The following is a 14,052-nucleotide window of genomic DNA, read 5'->3' as shown; positions in this document are numbered from 1 at the left end:
GATTTCAAATAGTTCAATAGTAAAAGAATTTACCATTTCACTAATATTCTTAATCTCTTTCTCTGTATAGCACTTCTTATTTGAAACAATCGTTCTAAGCAGATTATTTAAGTTAGCATATGAGCAACGAGGATGTTTTGAACCGTATTTATTTATTAGATTCAAAAACTCATCACTAAAGTATGGCTTTACTGATTCAATAATTGATGAAAGATGATATTCAATTCTTGGAAGTTCTTTTTTACCCTGCCCAGTAATACCAGACCAACGTTTATTATAATTATAATGCGTCGTTGAAATAACGACAAAACGATTACACGCTTTGAGTAAATCCACAAGAATTTCAGTATCCTCATGAATAATTTCTTTATATTTTGTATCGTTGAACAAACTACGTTTATATAATTTATTCACAGGATGAGGACTTAAATAGGGTAATCCATCGTCAATATCAATACGATACTGACAATGTTCACCACTAACAATACCTTCAGGAGATCCTGACATATAGTTATGATTGTCAAATATGTAACGAATAGGACATTCTGAAATATCGGCATCGGCTTCAACCAAAGCAGAATATAAGACAGATAAGAAATCCACTTCAAAGATGTCATCAGCGTCCAAAAATGAGATATATTCACCTTTAGCGATATCAATACCATTATTTCTGGAGATACCCTGACCTAAATTCTCACTATTTGAAATAACAACAATTCTTGGATCTGTACCTGCTATTTCTTTTATTTTTAAAAGAGTATTATCGGTGCTAAAGTCGTCAACTAATATAAGTTCGAAGTTTTGATATGTTTGAGAGAGAACAGAACGAACTGTGCACTCAATCGTTTTTTCAGCATTATAACAAGGAACTATAACAGTAATTAATGGTTTTTTATTCTTCATCTTTTATATAGCCTTGTGCCCAACCTTATAATAAGCCCTTAAAATCAAATACTTAATAATAAGGCTTGTTTTTTTCTTAAGTTTTAATTTCCGCGCTTTAATCATCTCAAAGAAACCATTAAGCACTCTTTTTCTACCATTACTAGTTAATCTTTGGCTTTGCTTTACAACCAAATTGAATATGTGATTAACGTATATCGCATTCATCTCAACCATAATACGATTATAAATAATCATATCACAATCTAAGTTTGAAATTAAATCATAAACTTTATCATATTGTGAAACAATCGAAATGTGATTATCACTCTTCGAATTAAGAATACTGCCCTCTCTCTGCCTATACCAATAACCAGCAAATGGCAAAATACATATACTTCTAGCGCTTAATATCGCTTGATAATTAAATGATATGTCTTCGTAGTAACCTAATTCAAACCTCATTGACTCACGAAGATAAAACTCTCTCTTGTATGCTTTATTCCAACAAACTTGAAAATTTGAGAATAACGCAATTTTATCTTCAAAGTCTGACAACTCTTTTCCTGACAGTTTTTTTAAGTGTTCATGAGTTTGGTTGTATCTAATGTCACCACTAGGCCAAAAACGCGCGAAATCATAAATAATCAACTCACTATCTGATACGGTTAGAGTGCTAAACAATTCAGTATCTAACTTGTCATCTCCATCAACAAAGACAATGTAATCGCCGCAAGCATGATTGACACCAACATTTCTCGCATTTCCAGGGCCTTTCGTTTCATCGAGCAATATCACGTCAAAGCCATACACCTCAGCAATCTTACAGAGCTGCTCAGAGGAGCCATCCGTTGAGTTATCATCTACAGCGATTAGCTCAAAGTCAGTAAATGACTGCCGATATATCGATTCGATACATTCAGTAAGATCATCTACAACATTGTAAACGGGAATAACAACACTATACCTAGGAGACATTACCACCTACTTGTACTGCGCAAGTACATCTTCAACCGTACCATCAAGTAACACTTGACCTTTATCGAGATATACTGCTCGATTACACATTCGTCTAATATCAGAATCTGAATGAGAAACAACAATAATTAACTTAGACTCTTTTATGATCTCATCCATTCTTTTCAGACACTTATCCCTAAAGTATTTGTCACCCACACTCAACACTTCATCGATGATCAAAATATCACTACGAAACGAAGTTGCAATGGAAAAAGCAAGGCGTGAAACCATACCGCTGGAATATGTCTCTACTGGTTTTTTTATGGAGTCGCCCAATTCGGAGAAATCAATAATATCATTTATTTTCGCCTCAATTTCTCTTTTTACCTTACCAAGAAGCGCACCAGCCAGATAAATGTTATCTAATCCACTTAACTCACGAGTAAAAAATGAACTCAGCGTGAGTAATGCACCAATTTCAACGGTACTTTTGAAATCACCACTGGTTGGGGATAACACACCTGAAAGGACTTTACACAGTGTTGACTTACCTGCGCCATTTCGTCCAACAATACCAACGATATCACCCTCGTAAAAACTTAGAGTTATATTTTTTAACGCAGCCTGCCGATACGCATTAGACTCTTGAACAACTTTGACTCTTTCATGTTTTGAAAGAAACAATTTTTTCAATGAATAACTTTGTGATTGTGTATACTCAAGTGTCACATTCTTAAGTTGTACAACAGGTTTTTTTTCCGCCATCATACGTTCCTAATTACCTGTGTTCTTACTAATTTTGCTATATATAAAGTCGAAATTAGCATTACGACAGATAAAATAAGCACTATAAAATTATGTTGCAAAGAAACTGTTGATGGATATATTAATGCCTTATTATACATCTCAATGAGCACAGCTAGTGGATTCACGGTCACTAACCATTGATACTTTTCAGGGACACGATCTGCAGAATAAATAATAGGTGTTAGGTAAAATAAAATACGTAAACCAAAACCGACCAAAAATGCGGTATCTCTTACAAATACATTTAAAATAGCTAACGCTAAAGATAAACCACTGACCACTATCACACTGGCTATAAATGTTACTGACAGAGCAATAACATCAGGAACATACCCCATATATAACAAGATCGACTGGAGCAATATATATCCAAATACAAACAAATAAGTCTGACCAAATACTTCAGATATTGGTAAAATGGGAAGCGGCATTTTAACTTGGGTAACAATACCTTTATAACGATTAAAAGATGTTGTCGCAGCACTTAATGCTGTACTCCACCATTTCCACAATGTCACGCCAATCGCTATCATCAAGATTCGATCTGGCCCAGAATGACCAAATACAATACCGACTACATAGCTGTATAGTGCAATGAGCATCATAGGCTCTATAAACCACCAGAGGTAACCTAAAATGGTACCTCTGACATTAGCCTTTTGTTTTAAATGTGCAAGCGTGTATAAAATATACATATTGCGTGAAAATGCATTTCTCGTGATCATTGTTACTCGATAGTCTCTCGAACGGTTTTAATTATTTCTGTGGTCGAAACATCGGCTGTACGCGGAAGGTAAATCACCTGACAAATATCCGAAAATTCGTCGAATTTACCCTTCCAGTCATCACCCATGACCAAAATATCGGCTTTATGTTCAAGTATATACTGACGCTTTAACGCCAAGGACTCTTCATAAAACACTTCATTAACACAATGAATCGCATTCACAATTTGTGCTCGACTTTTTTCATTGTAAATCGGATAACGCTGTTTTTTTGAAAAATTGAGTGCGTCTGTTGATACACCAACAATCAAATGATCACCAAGCTCTTTTGCTCTTTCTAAGATATTGACATGACCAATATGAAACACATCAAACGTACCAAATGTAATCACTCGCATTGCATTACTCACTAATAAGGTTATCTACAATAAACTTTTTTATAACAATCAATAACATGCTTGTCTGTGTAAAATGATACCACCCGCTTTCGACCATTTTCGCCAAGTTCAGCACAATACTGACGGTTAAATAACGTACCAATTGCTTTTTTTAGTGCTTTTGAATCACAGACTTTGACAAGTATACCATTTTCACCATTTATGACAAAGTCACGACAACCACCGATATCCGTCGTTATCACCGGACGTCTGCATGCATTGGCCTCAATCAAAATCCGAGGCAGTCCTTCCCCATACCGCGTGGGTAAAACAATGGCATCATTGGCTGCGATCACTGCTTGCATACCGTGATTCACCTGACCAAGCCAATTGATTTTCTTACTCTGATGCCATGCCTCGATTTGAGTTAACGGTATCGCCTCATTACTGTCGTCATCGATAATACCTGCTACATTTAGCGTGACATCCTTCCCACTGGCCTGAAGAGATGCTACGACATCAACTAACTCACGCAACCCTTTCCCTTCAAGTAGCCTAGCGGCAAACAATAACTTTAACGGGGCATCATCAGTCACAATCGGATCTGCATTATACTCATCAATATTCACGCCTGAACCAGGTACGGTGATCGCGTTATCTTTCTTACAGACCTTTTGGTCTAAAAATAAATGCATATCCGTCTTATTTTCAAAAATAAACACGGACTTTTTATTTAAACCAATGAGTCGATAACAAGCTATAATCGCTTTCGCAATCACTTTACTCTTCACATTATCTTGGCTAAACATCGAACCAAGACCAGGAATTGTCAAATAAATTGGTAGCTTTACAAGTAATGCAATAAAGCCGAACATAATATTTGGTTTAATGGTTACTGAATGAATAACATCAGGTTTAACTGTCAAATAAAYCCTGATAACCTGTAGAAATGTTTTAATATTATCAAATAAACCCATTGATGAGCGGGTTAGTGATAAATTATGCATATTTTCTTGATTCGAATTTGTCGGTTTTGACATGCATAAATGTATATCGAAGCCATCCGTCATCGCTGAGTTTATTCTGGCTTTCCAATGCAAGTCATAATACCAACCAACATTAATTGCAAATAATAGCTTTTTCATGATATCTTTTTTACTTCTTCTATTACTCGTGCTCTTGCACTTCCTAAGTAAGGATAGGTATAAAAACTATCCGTTGAACGTTTATTCGATAACAAACTATCAACCTTTTCAATTAGAGCTAACCCCGTTACATTTTGAGATTCAAGAAGCATGATGAAATCATCATATATCCCTCTTTCCTTTGCATAGCGCGCTATCTCAGCACAAGAAAAGATGACCGGTCGGTCTAATATTGAATAATCAAAAGCAATGCTTGAATAATCAGTGATCAATAAATCGTAATGATACAAAACCAAGTTAACATCATCACACTCTAATATTGAAACCCCTGCTTTCTCACTGACTTCTTGATACAGAAACTTATTGAGTGGATGAATGGATACATCTACCTCTATATTGTATTCATTACAGTACAACAAGAACTCCGTACTCAACACTTGATTGACCCACACGCGAGCATCCTCAAGCGAGGCATGCCATGTGGGCGCATAAAGTATTTTATTCGATATGAATCGCTCATTTTCTTTTATAGAACTCAGGATCATATCATGCCGTGGCATGCCCGTTACCTTTACTTTTTCTAATGGCAGTCCAAAAGCATGTGCTAAACATTGCTGATTATGTGGATTCACTGCCGTGACAATCGCGTATTTATTTAATTTACGCTTTAGCAGCGCAAAAAAAATGCGATTCAACATTTTGAACCGCGTAGGAATCGGCGATGTTTCTGGCGAATCTAACAATAGTTTTTTGATTGGTATGCCATGCCAAAGCTGAACAATTTTTTTATTGGCTAAAGAAAAGGCAGCCACATCATTCATGCCGGTTGCTAATATCGCTACTGATGCACGATATTGGTAATATAACCCTTTGAGACTAAAGCAATAATAGCTTTCACCGAGTGTTTTGCACTTTTTCTCTCTCGAAATCCAAATGGGGCGAATGCTCGTATCTTTCTGTTCGATCAGGTACTCATAAACATATTTTGGATTATCTTTGTACCCATAGGTATTACCAAACACCCAAGTATTCTTACTGACGGGTGTAACCTTACAAATTGCTTTCAATGGCAGCGTAAGTGCTGCCATTGATACTTGAATAAGGAAGCGAAAATATTTGTTATTAAAAGAAAAACGCATGCTAACCAGACCGCAAATAGCATATAAAATCTAATGTTAACATAATGATTAAGAATAATCCCCATTCAAATTAAGTGGTTTTTATTTAACCATATCACCCATCAATCTCATCCATGAAATCATCCAGGTACGCTTCGTTTTCTGGCTCTTGCGTATCGACTTCGCCGCCGGAGGCTTTGAAGTTCTTGTTTTGGATGTACGCATCGCGGGTAAAGATGTACGGATCCGGCGAGTCACGCAAAATCGCTTCTTGCTGCACGAGCGCGGCGCGGCTTTCCATCCCGTCGAGGGCCCATTTGCCGAGGCTCTGCCAGAAGCTCAGTAAATTCAATGGGAAGTACAAGTCATCGACGAGGTCGCCGGCGCCTTCACGCAAGGTGATCGGGCCGTACATGGGTACCATGAAATACGGGCCGTTACCGACACCGTAGTAGCCCATCGCATCCCCGAAGGCGCGATCGCCTGGGTTCTTGATATCGGCCAGAGAGGCAATATCAATCAAGCCCGCCAAACCAAAGGTGGAGTTGATCCAAAAACGGTTAAAGTGGGTAATGGCTTGCTCACCTTCCAACATCACTAAACTGTTCACCATGCTGGCGGGTTCGTCGAGGTTGGCAATAAAGTTGCGAATACCGGTACGAAACGGCGATGGCACATAGTTGACGTAGGCCAACGATACCGGACGCGCAATATACGGGTCCAAGTAGTCGTAGTTGATGTCCCACATCACGCGGTTGATCGGTTCAAACGGATCGTAAACGCCCGGCACGCCGTAGTCACCCTCACCAGATTCGACCTCTTCCAATACGGCGGCTAAATCATCATCTTCTTCTGCAACAAGCGCAACATTGTCTTCGCTAAGCGGTTCTTCACTCACGACTGCGACACTGTTCAAGCCAATATCATTATGATCAGCAGCATTCGTTTCAACCACAACGTCCGTTGCCGTATTCGGTGGTGTGTCAGCACACGCAGTGAGAGTCAGCGCAACAAACAGCGCCAAAAGATGATGTCGTTTCAAAGTCATATCCGTTAAATAATCAAAACATGCCGTGACCGTTCAACGCAGATTAATGCGTTAAACAGCCAATGACATGTCTCGTCATGAATGTAGTGATACCAATCGTAGTAAGCACTAAATCATTCTAGCTCGTTAAAAGGCTCGATAACTGCGTTGCGATTTTTAATTGTAGAATAACTACTTATCGAAAAATCCCGCCTTGCTCTCAACCCTTTTGTCTGCGCTATTTATGACCCATTACTTACTGTGATTGGTATTATCGAGATCCGTCCATGGTGTGATCTCGCCATAGGCCAAATAAAAAAGGCTGGATACAAGTATAGTATCCAGCCTTTTACTTTCATTCCAGCTTATCGCAATTAATATTGCTGGTTTATCAAGATGTTTGTTGAACCACCGAGCGGAATGACGTCACTTTCGCCATACCAGTCACCGGTTTTGGTCATCACGTTGCCATCGCTGTCGATACGCGCTTTGATGATCATGTCTGATAATGAGGTCATTGGACGTTCTGGGATCATGCTGTCGCTGTCATCCAAGGTCAATGCCAATGGGAAGGCCGACAATGGCAGGCGGCGTGCAGCCACGGGCATCGGTGCGCCATCAGCGGAATGCACCGAAATGATCACCATGCCTTGTGCGGGCAGTGTCACCGACGGGTCCAACGCGACATTGACCGATACGGACGTTGCGGTGTTCTTTGACTTGTCGATCTGCGCTTGAGCACGGGCGATACTGCGATCCAGCATGTTGGCACGCGGGTCGTCTTCACCAATCATTTGCTTCATCATGTTCCAGTATGCCACGGCTTGGGCGAAGTCTTGCTTCTCAAACGCGTCAAACGCTAACAGGGACATGGCACGGATGTTGGTGTGATCGGTACGCAGCACGGTGCGCAACAACAAACGCGCACGATCAGCTTGCGCCGGATCGCCAATCATCATCAAGGTTTGGGCGTAGCTTAGCTGCACTTCCGGATTATTCGGATCCATGCGGTAGGCTTTGTCCATCGCTTCTTGTGAGGTACTCGCGTCGCGGTTGGCCATACCGATACGCCCCAGTAGTAACCAACCGGTGGCGTCGTTCGGGTTTTCATGCAAACGGGTACGCAGTGCCAACGTTAAGTCATCCATTTCTTGATCGCTGAGCGGCGTTTCACCCTCATCGGCCATCAAGCGCTTCGACAACTCAGGCAAACGCTGCACCGTGTCTTGCCAGGCTTGCACTTTGTCTAAACTGCCGACGGTCATGTACATGCCGTAGGTCACGCCGATCAACACGATAAGACCGGGGATCAACATCATGGTGCTGACGGCCGTTTTCTTCTCATCTGCCGCTTCGGGCACGTCATCAAGCAACGATTGCTGTAACTCGACCACCAGTTCGTCTTGGTTTTCCACCAAGCCTTCGCTGCTTTCTTCTTTCAGCTCGTCCATGCGATCGTTAAAGAACGCCTTGTTCAGCTCATCACGGCTGGCGACTTGATCTTGCTCTTTACCGCGATACATCGGCAACACGAAAATTGCCATTGCGATCACCACCAGTAAGGTGGTGACTAACCAAAATATTGTCATTATTCCACCTTGCCGTTACGGTCTTTTTCTTGTTCCATTTCAGCCAGCAATGCTTGCAAACGGGCTTGCTCATCACTGGCCAATGCGTCGGTATCGGTCACGCGTTCATTGCGTTTACGCGAGCGCATCACCAAGACGGTAAAACCAATCACAATGAACAACAACGGACCGAACCATAAGATCAGGGTCGATGCCATGATCGGTGGATCGTACGTGACGAAGTTACCGTAACGGGCGATCATGTAGTCCACCACGTCTTGCTGGCTCTTACCGTCTTGCAGCAACTCGTAGGTTTTCTGGCGCATGTCTTGTGCCAGTGTCGCATTGGAATCAGCAATGTTGTTGTTCTGACATTTTGGGCAGCGCAGCGTCGCCGTCAGTTCCTGAAACGCTTTTTCCTGCTCAACATTGTCAAACTCATACACATCAATCGAGGCCATAGCGACAGGGGCGGTCAGTATCGACACGGTACCGAGCGCCGCCACAGCGCCAACCGCCATGGTGAGCGTCATCGCCAATGCCATCAGGGTTGATGCCATAGGTACCTTCACGGCACGGCGGAAAAACGTCGCGATCATCCTTTGGCCTCCTCAAGCAACTGGTCATACATCGGCTTTAGCGTGTCGTTCCAGTTACGGTCGTTCACGTCGCCAACGTGGCGGTAACGAATGATGCCGTTGGCATCGATCAGGAAGGTTTCCGGTGCGCCATACACGCCCAAATCCATGCCTAGCATGCCGTTGCCGTCAAACAAACTGTGAATGTACGGGTTACCCAACTCGTTCAACCAACGTACCGCTTTCAATCGCTCGTCTTTGTAGTTCAGGCCGATAATTTTCACGCCTTCACTTGCCAGTTGGTTCAAGTACGTATGCTCAGCCAAACACGTCGGGCACCAGGTCGCCCACACGTTCAGCAGTAACGGTTCGCCCGTGAAGATATCCTGATCGTACAGTTTGCCCGCTTCCACCAAGTCTTCCAGTTTAAACTGGGGTACAGGTTTGCCGACCAAGACCGATTCCAACTTCGTGGGATCATCACCGCCAGCATTGCGGGTTAGCTGGATCATGAACATCACCACCAACCCCATGAACAGGACTAATGGAATAAAAAGGAATTTTTTATTCAAACCTTTGTTCTCTTTGCGCATTAGCTGACTTTTGCCTCTTGCTTGGCCGCAGCCGGTTCATCTTTATGGGCTTTTTTACGGAAACGGTAGCGCTTGTCGCTGATCGCAAATGCACCGCCCAATGCCATTAAGGTCGCACCAAACCAAATCCAGTTCACGAACGGTTTGTAGTAAATACGTACCGCCCATGCATTGGTACCGTCCAGTTTTTCACCCAGCGCCACGTACAAATCACGTGTCACGCCGCTGTCGATGGCCGCTTCCGTCATCATTGAACCCGCTACCGAGTAGTAACGCTTCTCGGCATGCAACGTGGTGATGTAGTCACCGTCACGGCGAATGTTAAAGTCAGCAATGTAACCGTCGTAGTTCGGACCGTCGGCATCGCGCAAGCCAGCAAAGTTAAAGTCGTAACCTTGTACCTGTACGCTTTCGCCCGGCGCCAAACGCACGTCACGCTCGATATCGTAGTTAGAGACCAAGGTAATGCCGATCAGACTGACCGCCATACCGATGTGACCCAGCATCATCGCCCAGTGACTACGGCCGAGTTTACCCAGGCCCGTCACGAAGCGGTGACGGTGCGTCGCGCGCTCGTACAACTCAAAGCCATGCATCATGATGATCCAAATGGCCATGGTCATGCCCAATACCGCCATTGGCTCCATTGAATCGGTAAATAGCCAGATAGACAAGAACGCGAGCGGCAGCGTGACGATGGCTGAAATGGTCATCTGCTTGCTGACGCTAGACAGTGAATCACGCTTCCAACGCACCAGTGGACCGATACCCAAGATGAAAGCAAACGGGATCATCAACCAAGTGAACAAGGTATTGAAGAACGGCACACCGATAGACACCGAGCCCAGACCGATTTGCTTGTGAACCAACGGCAACAAGGTACCGATCAAGACCACCAGCAGACCCGCCACTAACAATAGGTTGTTCGCCAACAATAAGTTTTCACGCGAGAACAGGCTGTAATGCCCGCGCGAGCGGATCTGGCCGCCACGCAGAGCGTATAGCAACAACGAACCGCCAATCACGACGACCAAGAAGCCCAAAATGAACATGCCGCGCGCCGGATCAGAGGCAAACGCGTGCACCGAAACCAGCACGCCAGAACGCACCAAGAAGGTACCTAACAGGCTCAACGAGAAGGCTGAAATCGCCAATAAAACGGTCCACGCTTTGAAGCTGCCGCGTTTTTCCGTAACTGCCAATGAGTGCATCAACGCGGTGCCCGCAAGCCATGGCATGAAGGAGGCATTTTCTACCGGATCCCAGAACCACCAGCCGCCCCAGCCCAATTCGTAGTATGCCCACCATGAACCTAGCGCGATGCCCAACGTCAGGAATGACCATGCGGCAATCGTCCAAGGACGCGACCAACGTGCCCAGGCGGTATCCAAACGGCCCGTCATCAATGAGGCAATCGCAAATGCAAACGCTACGGAGAAGCCGACATAACCCATGTACAGCAACGGCGGGTGAATGATCAGACCTGGATCTTGCAACAGTGGGTTCAAATCTCGCCCGTCAACCGGGAAGAACGGCAACGTACGCACAAACGGGTTCGATGTCGCGATAATGAACAGCAAGAAGCCGATCGCAATCATGCCCATCACCGACAATACGCGCGCGAGCGATTCCAATGGCATGCCACGGCTGAATACTGCAACAGCCACGGCCCATGCCGCTTGGATCAACACCCACAGCAGCAATGACCCTTCATGGCCCCCCCAGACCGCCGACAAACGGTAGTACCACGGCAGCATGGAGTTCGAGTTACTGGCGACATACGCGACAGTGAAATCGTTGGCGTAAAACGACCAACTCAGAATGATAAACGACACGAGAATCATGCCGAAGACCCCGTAGGTCAACGGTCGTGCCATGCGCATCAGGGCTTGGTTGCCCACCGTCGCCCCGTAGAGCGGATAAAAGCTGAGGAGGATGGATAACCCCAGCGCAACAATGAGGCTAAAATTGCCTATTTCTGCAATCATGGTTGAGTACTACCTTGCAATTGGTCATCACTGTACTGAAGCGGCGCATGGGTTTTCTGCATCGCTTCTGCCACTTCAGGTGGCATGTACTCTTCGTCGTGTTTTGCCAGCACTTCGTGCGCTTCAATGGTATTGGCATTCACCAAGACACCCTGCGCGACAATGCCCTGCCCTTCACGGAACAAGTCAGGCAAAATACCGTCGTACGTAATGGTCACAGACGGGCCGACATCGGCCACATCAAACGACACAAGCAGCGACTCCGGGTCACGCTTCACTGTGCCCTCTACAACCATGCCACCAATACGTAAACGCTGACCCACTTGGGGTTTGGTGCCATCTGGCTTACCTTGTACCAGTTCGGTCGGGGTGTAGAATAAATCCATGTTCTGGTTCAACGCATAAAGCAGTAAGCCCACCGTGGCGCCGAGGCCAACCACTAACGCCAATACCAGAGTCAGGCGCTTTTTACGTCTCGGGTTCATAGGGTGTTCTCCAATTTTTCAGCTTCTTTAATACGTTGCTCACGCGCAATTTTGTTTTTGATCTCCACCGCCAAACGACGCTTGGTGTTCAGGCTGGCAATCATTACCCACAGCAAGGCCCCAAACGAGATCCCGTAGGCGGCCCAGACATAGGCGCCGTAACCGCCCATGGCTAAAAAGTCACTAAAAGAGTCAAAATGCATAGCAGCCTCACTTCATCATCATGTCACGCACCCACGGGCGATGACTTTCACGGGCAATGATTTCATTACGCAGACGCACCAGGGTCAACGCGCCAAAGAAACAAGCAAAACCCACAATATTCAGTAGCAACGGCCACAACATGTCTGCGTCAATCGACGGTTTATCAAATTTGGTGATGGTCGCACCTTGGTGCAGGGTATTCCACCATTCCACTGAGAAGTGAATAATCGGCAGGTTAATCACCCCGACAATGGCCAATATACCCGCGGCTTTACCGGCCGTTTTCTGATCGTCAAACGCGCTGTACAGGGCAATCACGCCCAAGTAGAGGAAAAGTAAGATCAGTTCAGAGGTCAAACGGGCATCCCATACCCACCATGCGCCCCACATCGGTTTGCCCCAAATCGCACCGGTCAACAGCGCAATCACGGTAAACACCGCCCCGATCGGCGCCATGGCCAAGGCGGCCATGTCAGACAAACGGATCTGCCACACTAAACCAATAAAGGCGGCAATGGCCATCGACATGTACGCCCCCATCGACCAAATGGCCGCAGGCACATGCAAATAGATGATCCTGAAACTGTCACCTTGTTGATAATCGGTAGGGGCGAACATCAGGCCCCAAACGGTGCCAGTGATGATCGTGACCAATGCGACGATCGAAAACCAAGGTAGCAAGGTACCGCACAGGCGGTAGCAATTTTCAGCTTTCGCGTAGGGATGTAACCACTTCCACATATTTTTGCTCTACTCGTGTAATAGGAATACTTACGTTAACCGGCAGCCATTGGCTCAATGGGAACCCCATTCCTGTGGCCGTCAACGTGCTGTCTTCTGGTTGACCTTCCTTGTTTAGCTCAAAATTGTCTCATGAGATCCATTCTCGTGAGACAAATAACGGGTGAGTTAATTGTAATCATTTATTGCACACTTATGCGTAACGATGCTGCGACGGCAAACGGCGACAAGGTGGCCGACCCGACCAGCATGGCCCCCATCAACGCCAGTTGGCCGTTGTACGGCATACCCAAACTGGCGGCATTGATTGCGGAGGTGGCAAATATAAGCACAGGGATATACAGGGGCAATATGAGCAGGCTCAATAAAACCCCACCTTTTCGCAATCCCACGGTCAGCGCGACCCCAATCGCGCCTAGAAAACTTAACGTCGGTGTCCCGATGAGCAGCGTCAGGACCACGGCTTTCCACGTTGCCCAATCCAACGACAATAAAATCGCCAACAACGGACTGATCAACAACAGCGGCACACCGGTCAGTAACCAATGCGCCATCATTTTGGCAAAGGCCAACATCGCGAGCGGCGTCGGCATCAACAACATCTGTTCGAGCGACCCATCGACAAAGTCATCACGGAACAAACGCTCCATCGACAACAACGCGGCTAACAAAGCCGCTACCCAGACAATACCGGGCGCGATACGCGCTAACAGGTTCGGCTCTGGCCCAATCCCGAGCGGAAACAGGGTGATGACAATAATAAAAAACCACAACGGGTTAAACACATCGGCTTGGCGTCGAAAAGCGATCAACAGCTCACGACGGATAACATGCAGGATGGCATTCATGGTCGG

16 protein-coding genes are annotated in these 14,052 nt (G+C 45.1%); all 16 read right to left on the bottom strand.

Features of this window, described 5'->3' with window-relative positions:
- Nucleotides 1-903 (bottom strand): glycosyltransferase family 2 protein (locus L4C36_RS20005; protein WP_428479563.1); only part of this gene is annotated, 903 nt, incomplete at its 3' end.
- 3 nt (nt 904-906) lie between these two features.
- Entirely contained in the window at nt 907-1,860 is a 954-nt protein-coding gene (locus L4C36_RS20000) for a glycosyltransferase family 2 protein (protein ID WP_428479562.1), read from the bottom strand.
- Between the two features lie 6 nt (nt 1,861-1,866).
- On the bottom strand, nt 1,867-2,607 hold the full coding sequence (locus L4C36_RS19995) for an ABC transporter ATP-binding protein (protein ID WP_428479561.1): 741 nt from the start codon (nt 2,605-2,607) through the stop codon (nt 1,867-1,869).
- A complete protein-coding gene (locus L4C36_RS19990) occupies nt 2,607-3,374 on the bottom strand; it encodes an ABC transporter permease (RefSeq protein WP_428479560.1) in 768 nt (255 codons plus the stop codon). Before L4C36_RS19990 ends, L4C36_RS19995 begins: the two co-directional genes overlap by 1 nt.
- 2 nt (nt 3,375-3,376) lie before the next feature.
- On the bottom strand, nt 3,377-3,772 hold the full coding sequence (locus tag L4C36_RS19985; protein ID WP_428479559.1) for an FAD synthase family protein: 396 nt from the start codon (nt 3,770-3,772) through the stop codon (nt 3,377-3,379).
- Nucleotides 3,773-3,792: 20 nt separating this feature from the next.
- Nucleotides 3,793-4,896: a glycosyltransferase family 4 protein gene (locus L4C36_RS19980; protein ID WP_428479558.1), complete on the bottom strand. Its 1,104-nt coding sequence runs from the start codon at nt 4,894-4,896 to the stop codon at nt 3,793-3,795.
- Nucleotides 4,893-6,035, bottom strand: a complete 1,143-nt coding sequence (locus L4C36_RS19975) for a CDP-glycerol glycerophosphotransferase family protein (protein WP_428479557.1) — start codon at nt 6,033-6,035, stop codon at nt 4,893-4,895. Before L4C36_RS19975 ends, L4C36_RS19980 begins: the two co-directional genes overlap by 4 nt.
- 94 nt (nt 6,036-6,129) lie before the next feature.
- Entirely contained in the window at nt 6,130-7,056 is a 927-nt protein-coding gene (locus tag L4C36_RS19970; RefSeq protein WP_428479556.1) for an MlaA family lipoprotein, read from the bottom strand.
- 359 nt (nt 7,057-7,415) lie between these two features.
- Nucleotides 7,416-8,630, bottom strand: coding sequence for a c-type cytochrome biogenesis protein CcmI (gene ccmI, locus L4C36_RS19965; RefSeq protein ID WP_428479555.1), 1,215 nt, complete (start codon nt 8,628-8,630; stop codon nt 7,416-7,418).
- Nucleotides 8,630-9,091: a cytochrome c-type biogenesis protein gene (locus L4C36_RS19960; RefSeq protein ID WP_428479564.1), complete on the bottom strand. Its 462-nt coding sequence runs from the start codon at nt 9,089-9,091 to the stop codon at nt 8,630-8,632. Before L4C36_RS19960 ends, ccmI begins: the two co-directional genes overlap by 1 nt.
- Nucleotides 9,092-9,204: 113 nt before the next feature.
- Nucleotides 9,205-9,759, bottom strand: coding sequence for a DsbE family thiol:disulfide interchange protein (locus L4C36_RS19955; protein WP_428479554.1), 555 nt, complete (start codon nt 9,757-9,759; stop codon nt 9,205-9,207).
- 20 nt (nt 9,760-9,779) lie between these two features.
- Nucleotides 9,780-11,768 carry a heme lyase CcmF/NrfE family subunit gene (locus L4C36_RS19950; RefSeq protein WP_428479553.1) on the bottom strand — a complete coding sequence of 663 codons (1,989 nt, stop codon included), beginning with the start codon at nt 11,766-11,768 and terminating at the stop codon, nt 9,780-9,782.
- Nucleotides 11,765-12,253 (bottom strand): cytochrome c maturation protein CcmE, encoded by a 489-nt coding sequence (gene ccmE / locus L4C36_RS19945; RefSeq protein WP_428479552.1) that lies wholly within the window; start codon nt 12,251-12,253, stop codon nt 11,765-11,767. Before ccmE ends, L4C36_RS19950 begins: the two co-directional genes overlap by 4 nt.
- Nucleotides 12,250-12,456: a heme exporter protein CcmD gene (ccmD, locus tag L4C36_RS19940; RefSeq protein ID WP_428479551.1), complete on the bottom strand. Its 207-nt coding sequence runs from the start codon at nt 12,454-12,456 to the stop codon at nt 12,250-12,252. Before ccmD ends, ccmE begins: the two co-directional genes overlap by 4 nt.
- A 7-nt stretch (nt 12,457-12,463) precedes the next feature.
- Nucleotides 12,464-13,198: a heme ABC transporter permease gene (locus L4C36_RS19935; RefSeq protein ID WP_428479550.1), complete on the bottom strand. Its 735-nt coding sequence runs from the start codon at nt 13,196-13,198 to the stop codon at nt 12,464-12,466.
- A 182-nt stretch (nt 13,199-13,380) separates the two neighbouring features.
- Nucleotides 13,381-14,046 (bottom strand): heme exporter protein CcmB, encoded by a 666-nt coding sequence (ccmB, locus tag L4C36_RS19930; protein ID WP_428479549.1) that lies wholly within the window; start codon nt 14,044-14,046, stop codon nt 13,381-13,383.
- Nucleotides 14,047-14,052 lie beyond the last annotated feature (6 nt).

It is taken from the genome of Photobacterium japonica (assembly GCF_050337005.1).
GTDB lineage: Bacteria > Pseudomonadota > Gammaproteobacteria > Enterobacterales > Vibrionaceae > Photobacterium > Photobacterium japonica.
This window is presented reverse-complemented; position numbering and strand designations above follow the sequence as displayed.

Excerpts from the sequence above, each read along its gene's own strand:
- L4C36_RS20000 (WP_428479562.1), bottom strand. The coding sequence starts at position 1,860 with ATGTCTCCTAGGTATAGTGTTGTTATTCCCGTTTACAATGTTGTAGAT.
- L4C36_RS19995 (WP_428479561.1), bottom strand. The coding sequence starts at position 2,607 with ATGGCGGAAAAAAAACCTGTTGTACAACTTAAGAATGTGACACTTGAG.
- L4C36_RS19990 (WP_428479560.1), bottom strand. The coding sequence starts at position 3,374 with ATGATCACGAGAAATGCATTTTCACGCAATATGTATATTTTATACACG.
- L4C36_RS19985 (WP_428479559.1), bottom strand. The coding sequence starts at position 3,772 with ATGCGAGTGATTACATTTGGTACGTTTGATGTGTTTCATATTGGTCAT.
- L4C36_RS19975 (WP_428479557.1), bottom strand. The coding sequence starts at position 6,035 with ATGCGTTTTTCTTTTAATAACAAATATTTTCGCTTCCTTATTCAAGTA.
- ccmI (WP_428479555.1), bottom strand. The coding sequence starts at position 8,630 with ATGACAATATTTTGGTTAGTCACCACCTTACTGGTGGTGATCGCAATG.
- L4C36_RS19950 (WP_428479553.1), bottom strand. The coding sequence starts at position 11,768 with ATGATTGCAGAAATAGGCAATTTTAGCCTCATTGTTGCGCTGGGGTTA.
- ccmE (WP_428479552.1), bottom strand. The coding sequence starts at position 12,253 with ATGAACCCGAGACGTAAAAAGCGCCTGACTCTGGTATTGGCGTTAGTG.
- ccmD (WP_428479551.1), bottom strand. The coding sequence starts at position 12,456 with ATGCATTTTGACTCTTTTAGTGACTTTTTAGCCATGGGCGGTTACGGC.
- L4C36_RS19935 (WP_428479550.1), bottom strand. The coding sequence starts at position 13,198 with ATGTGGAAGTGGTTACATCCCTACGCGAAAGCTGAAAATTGCTACCGC.
- ccmB (WP_428479549.1), bottom strand. The coding sequence starts at position 14,046 with ATGAATGCCATCCTGCATGTTATCCGTCGTGAGCTGTTGATCGCTTTT.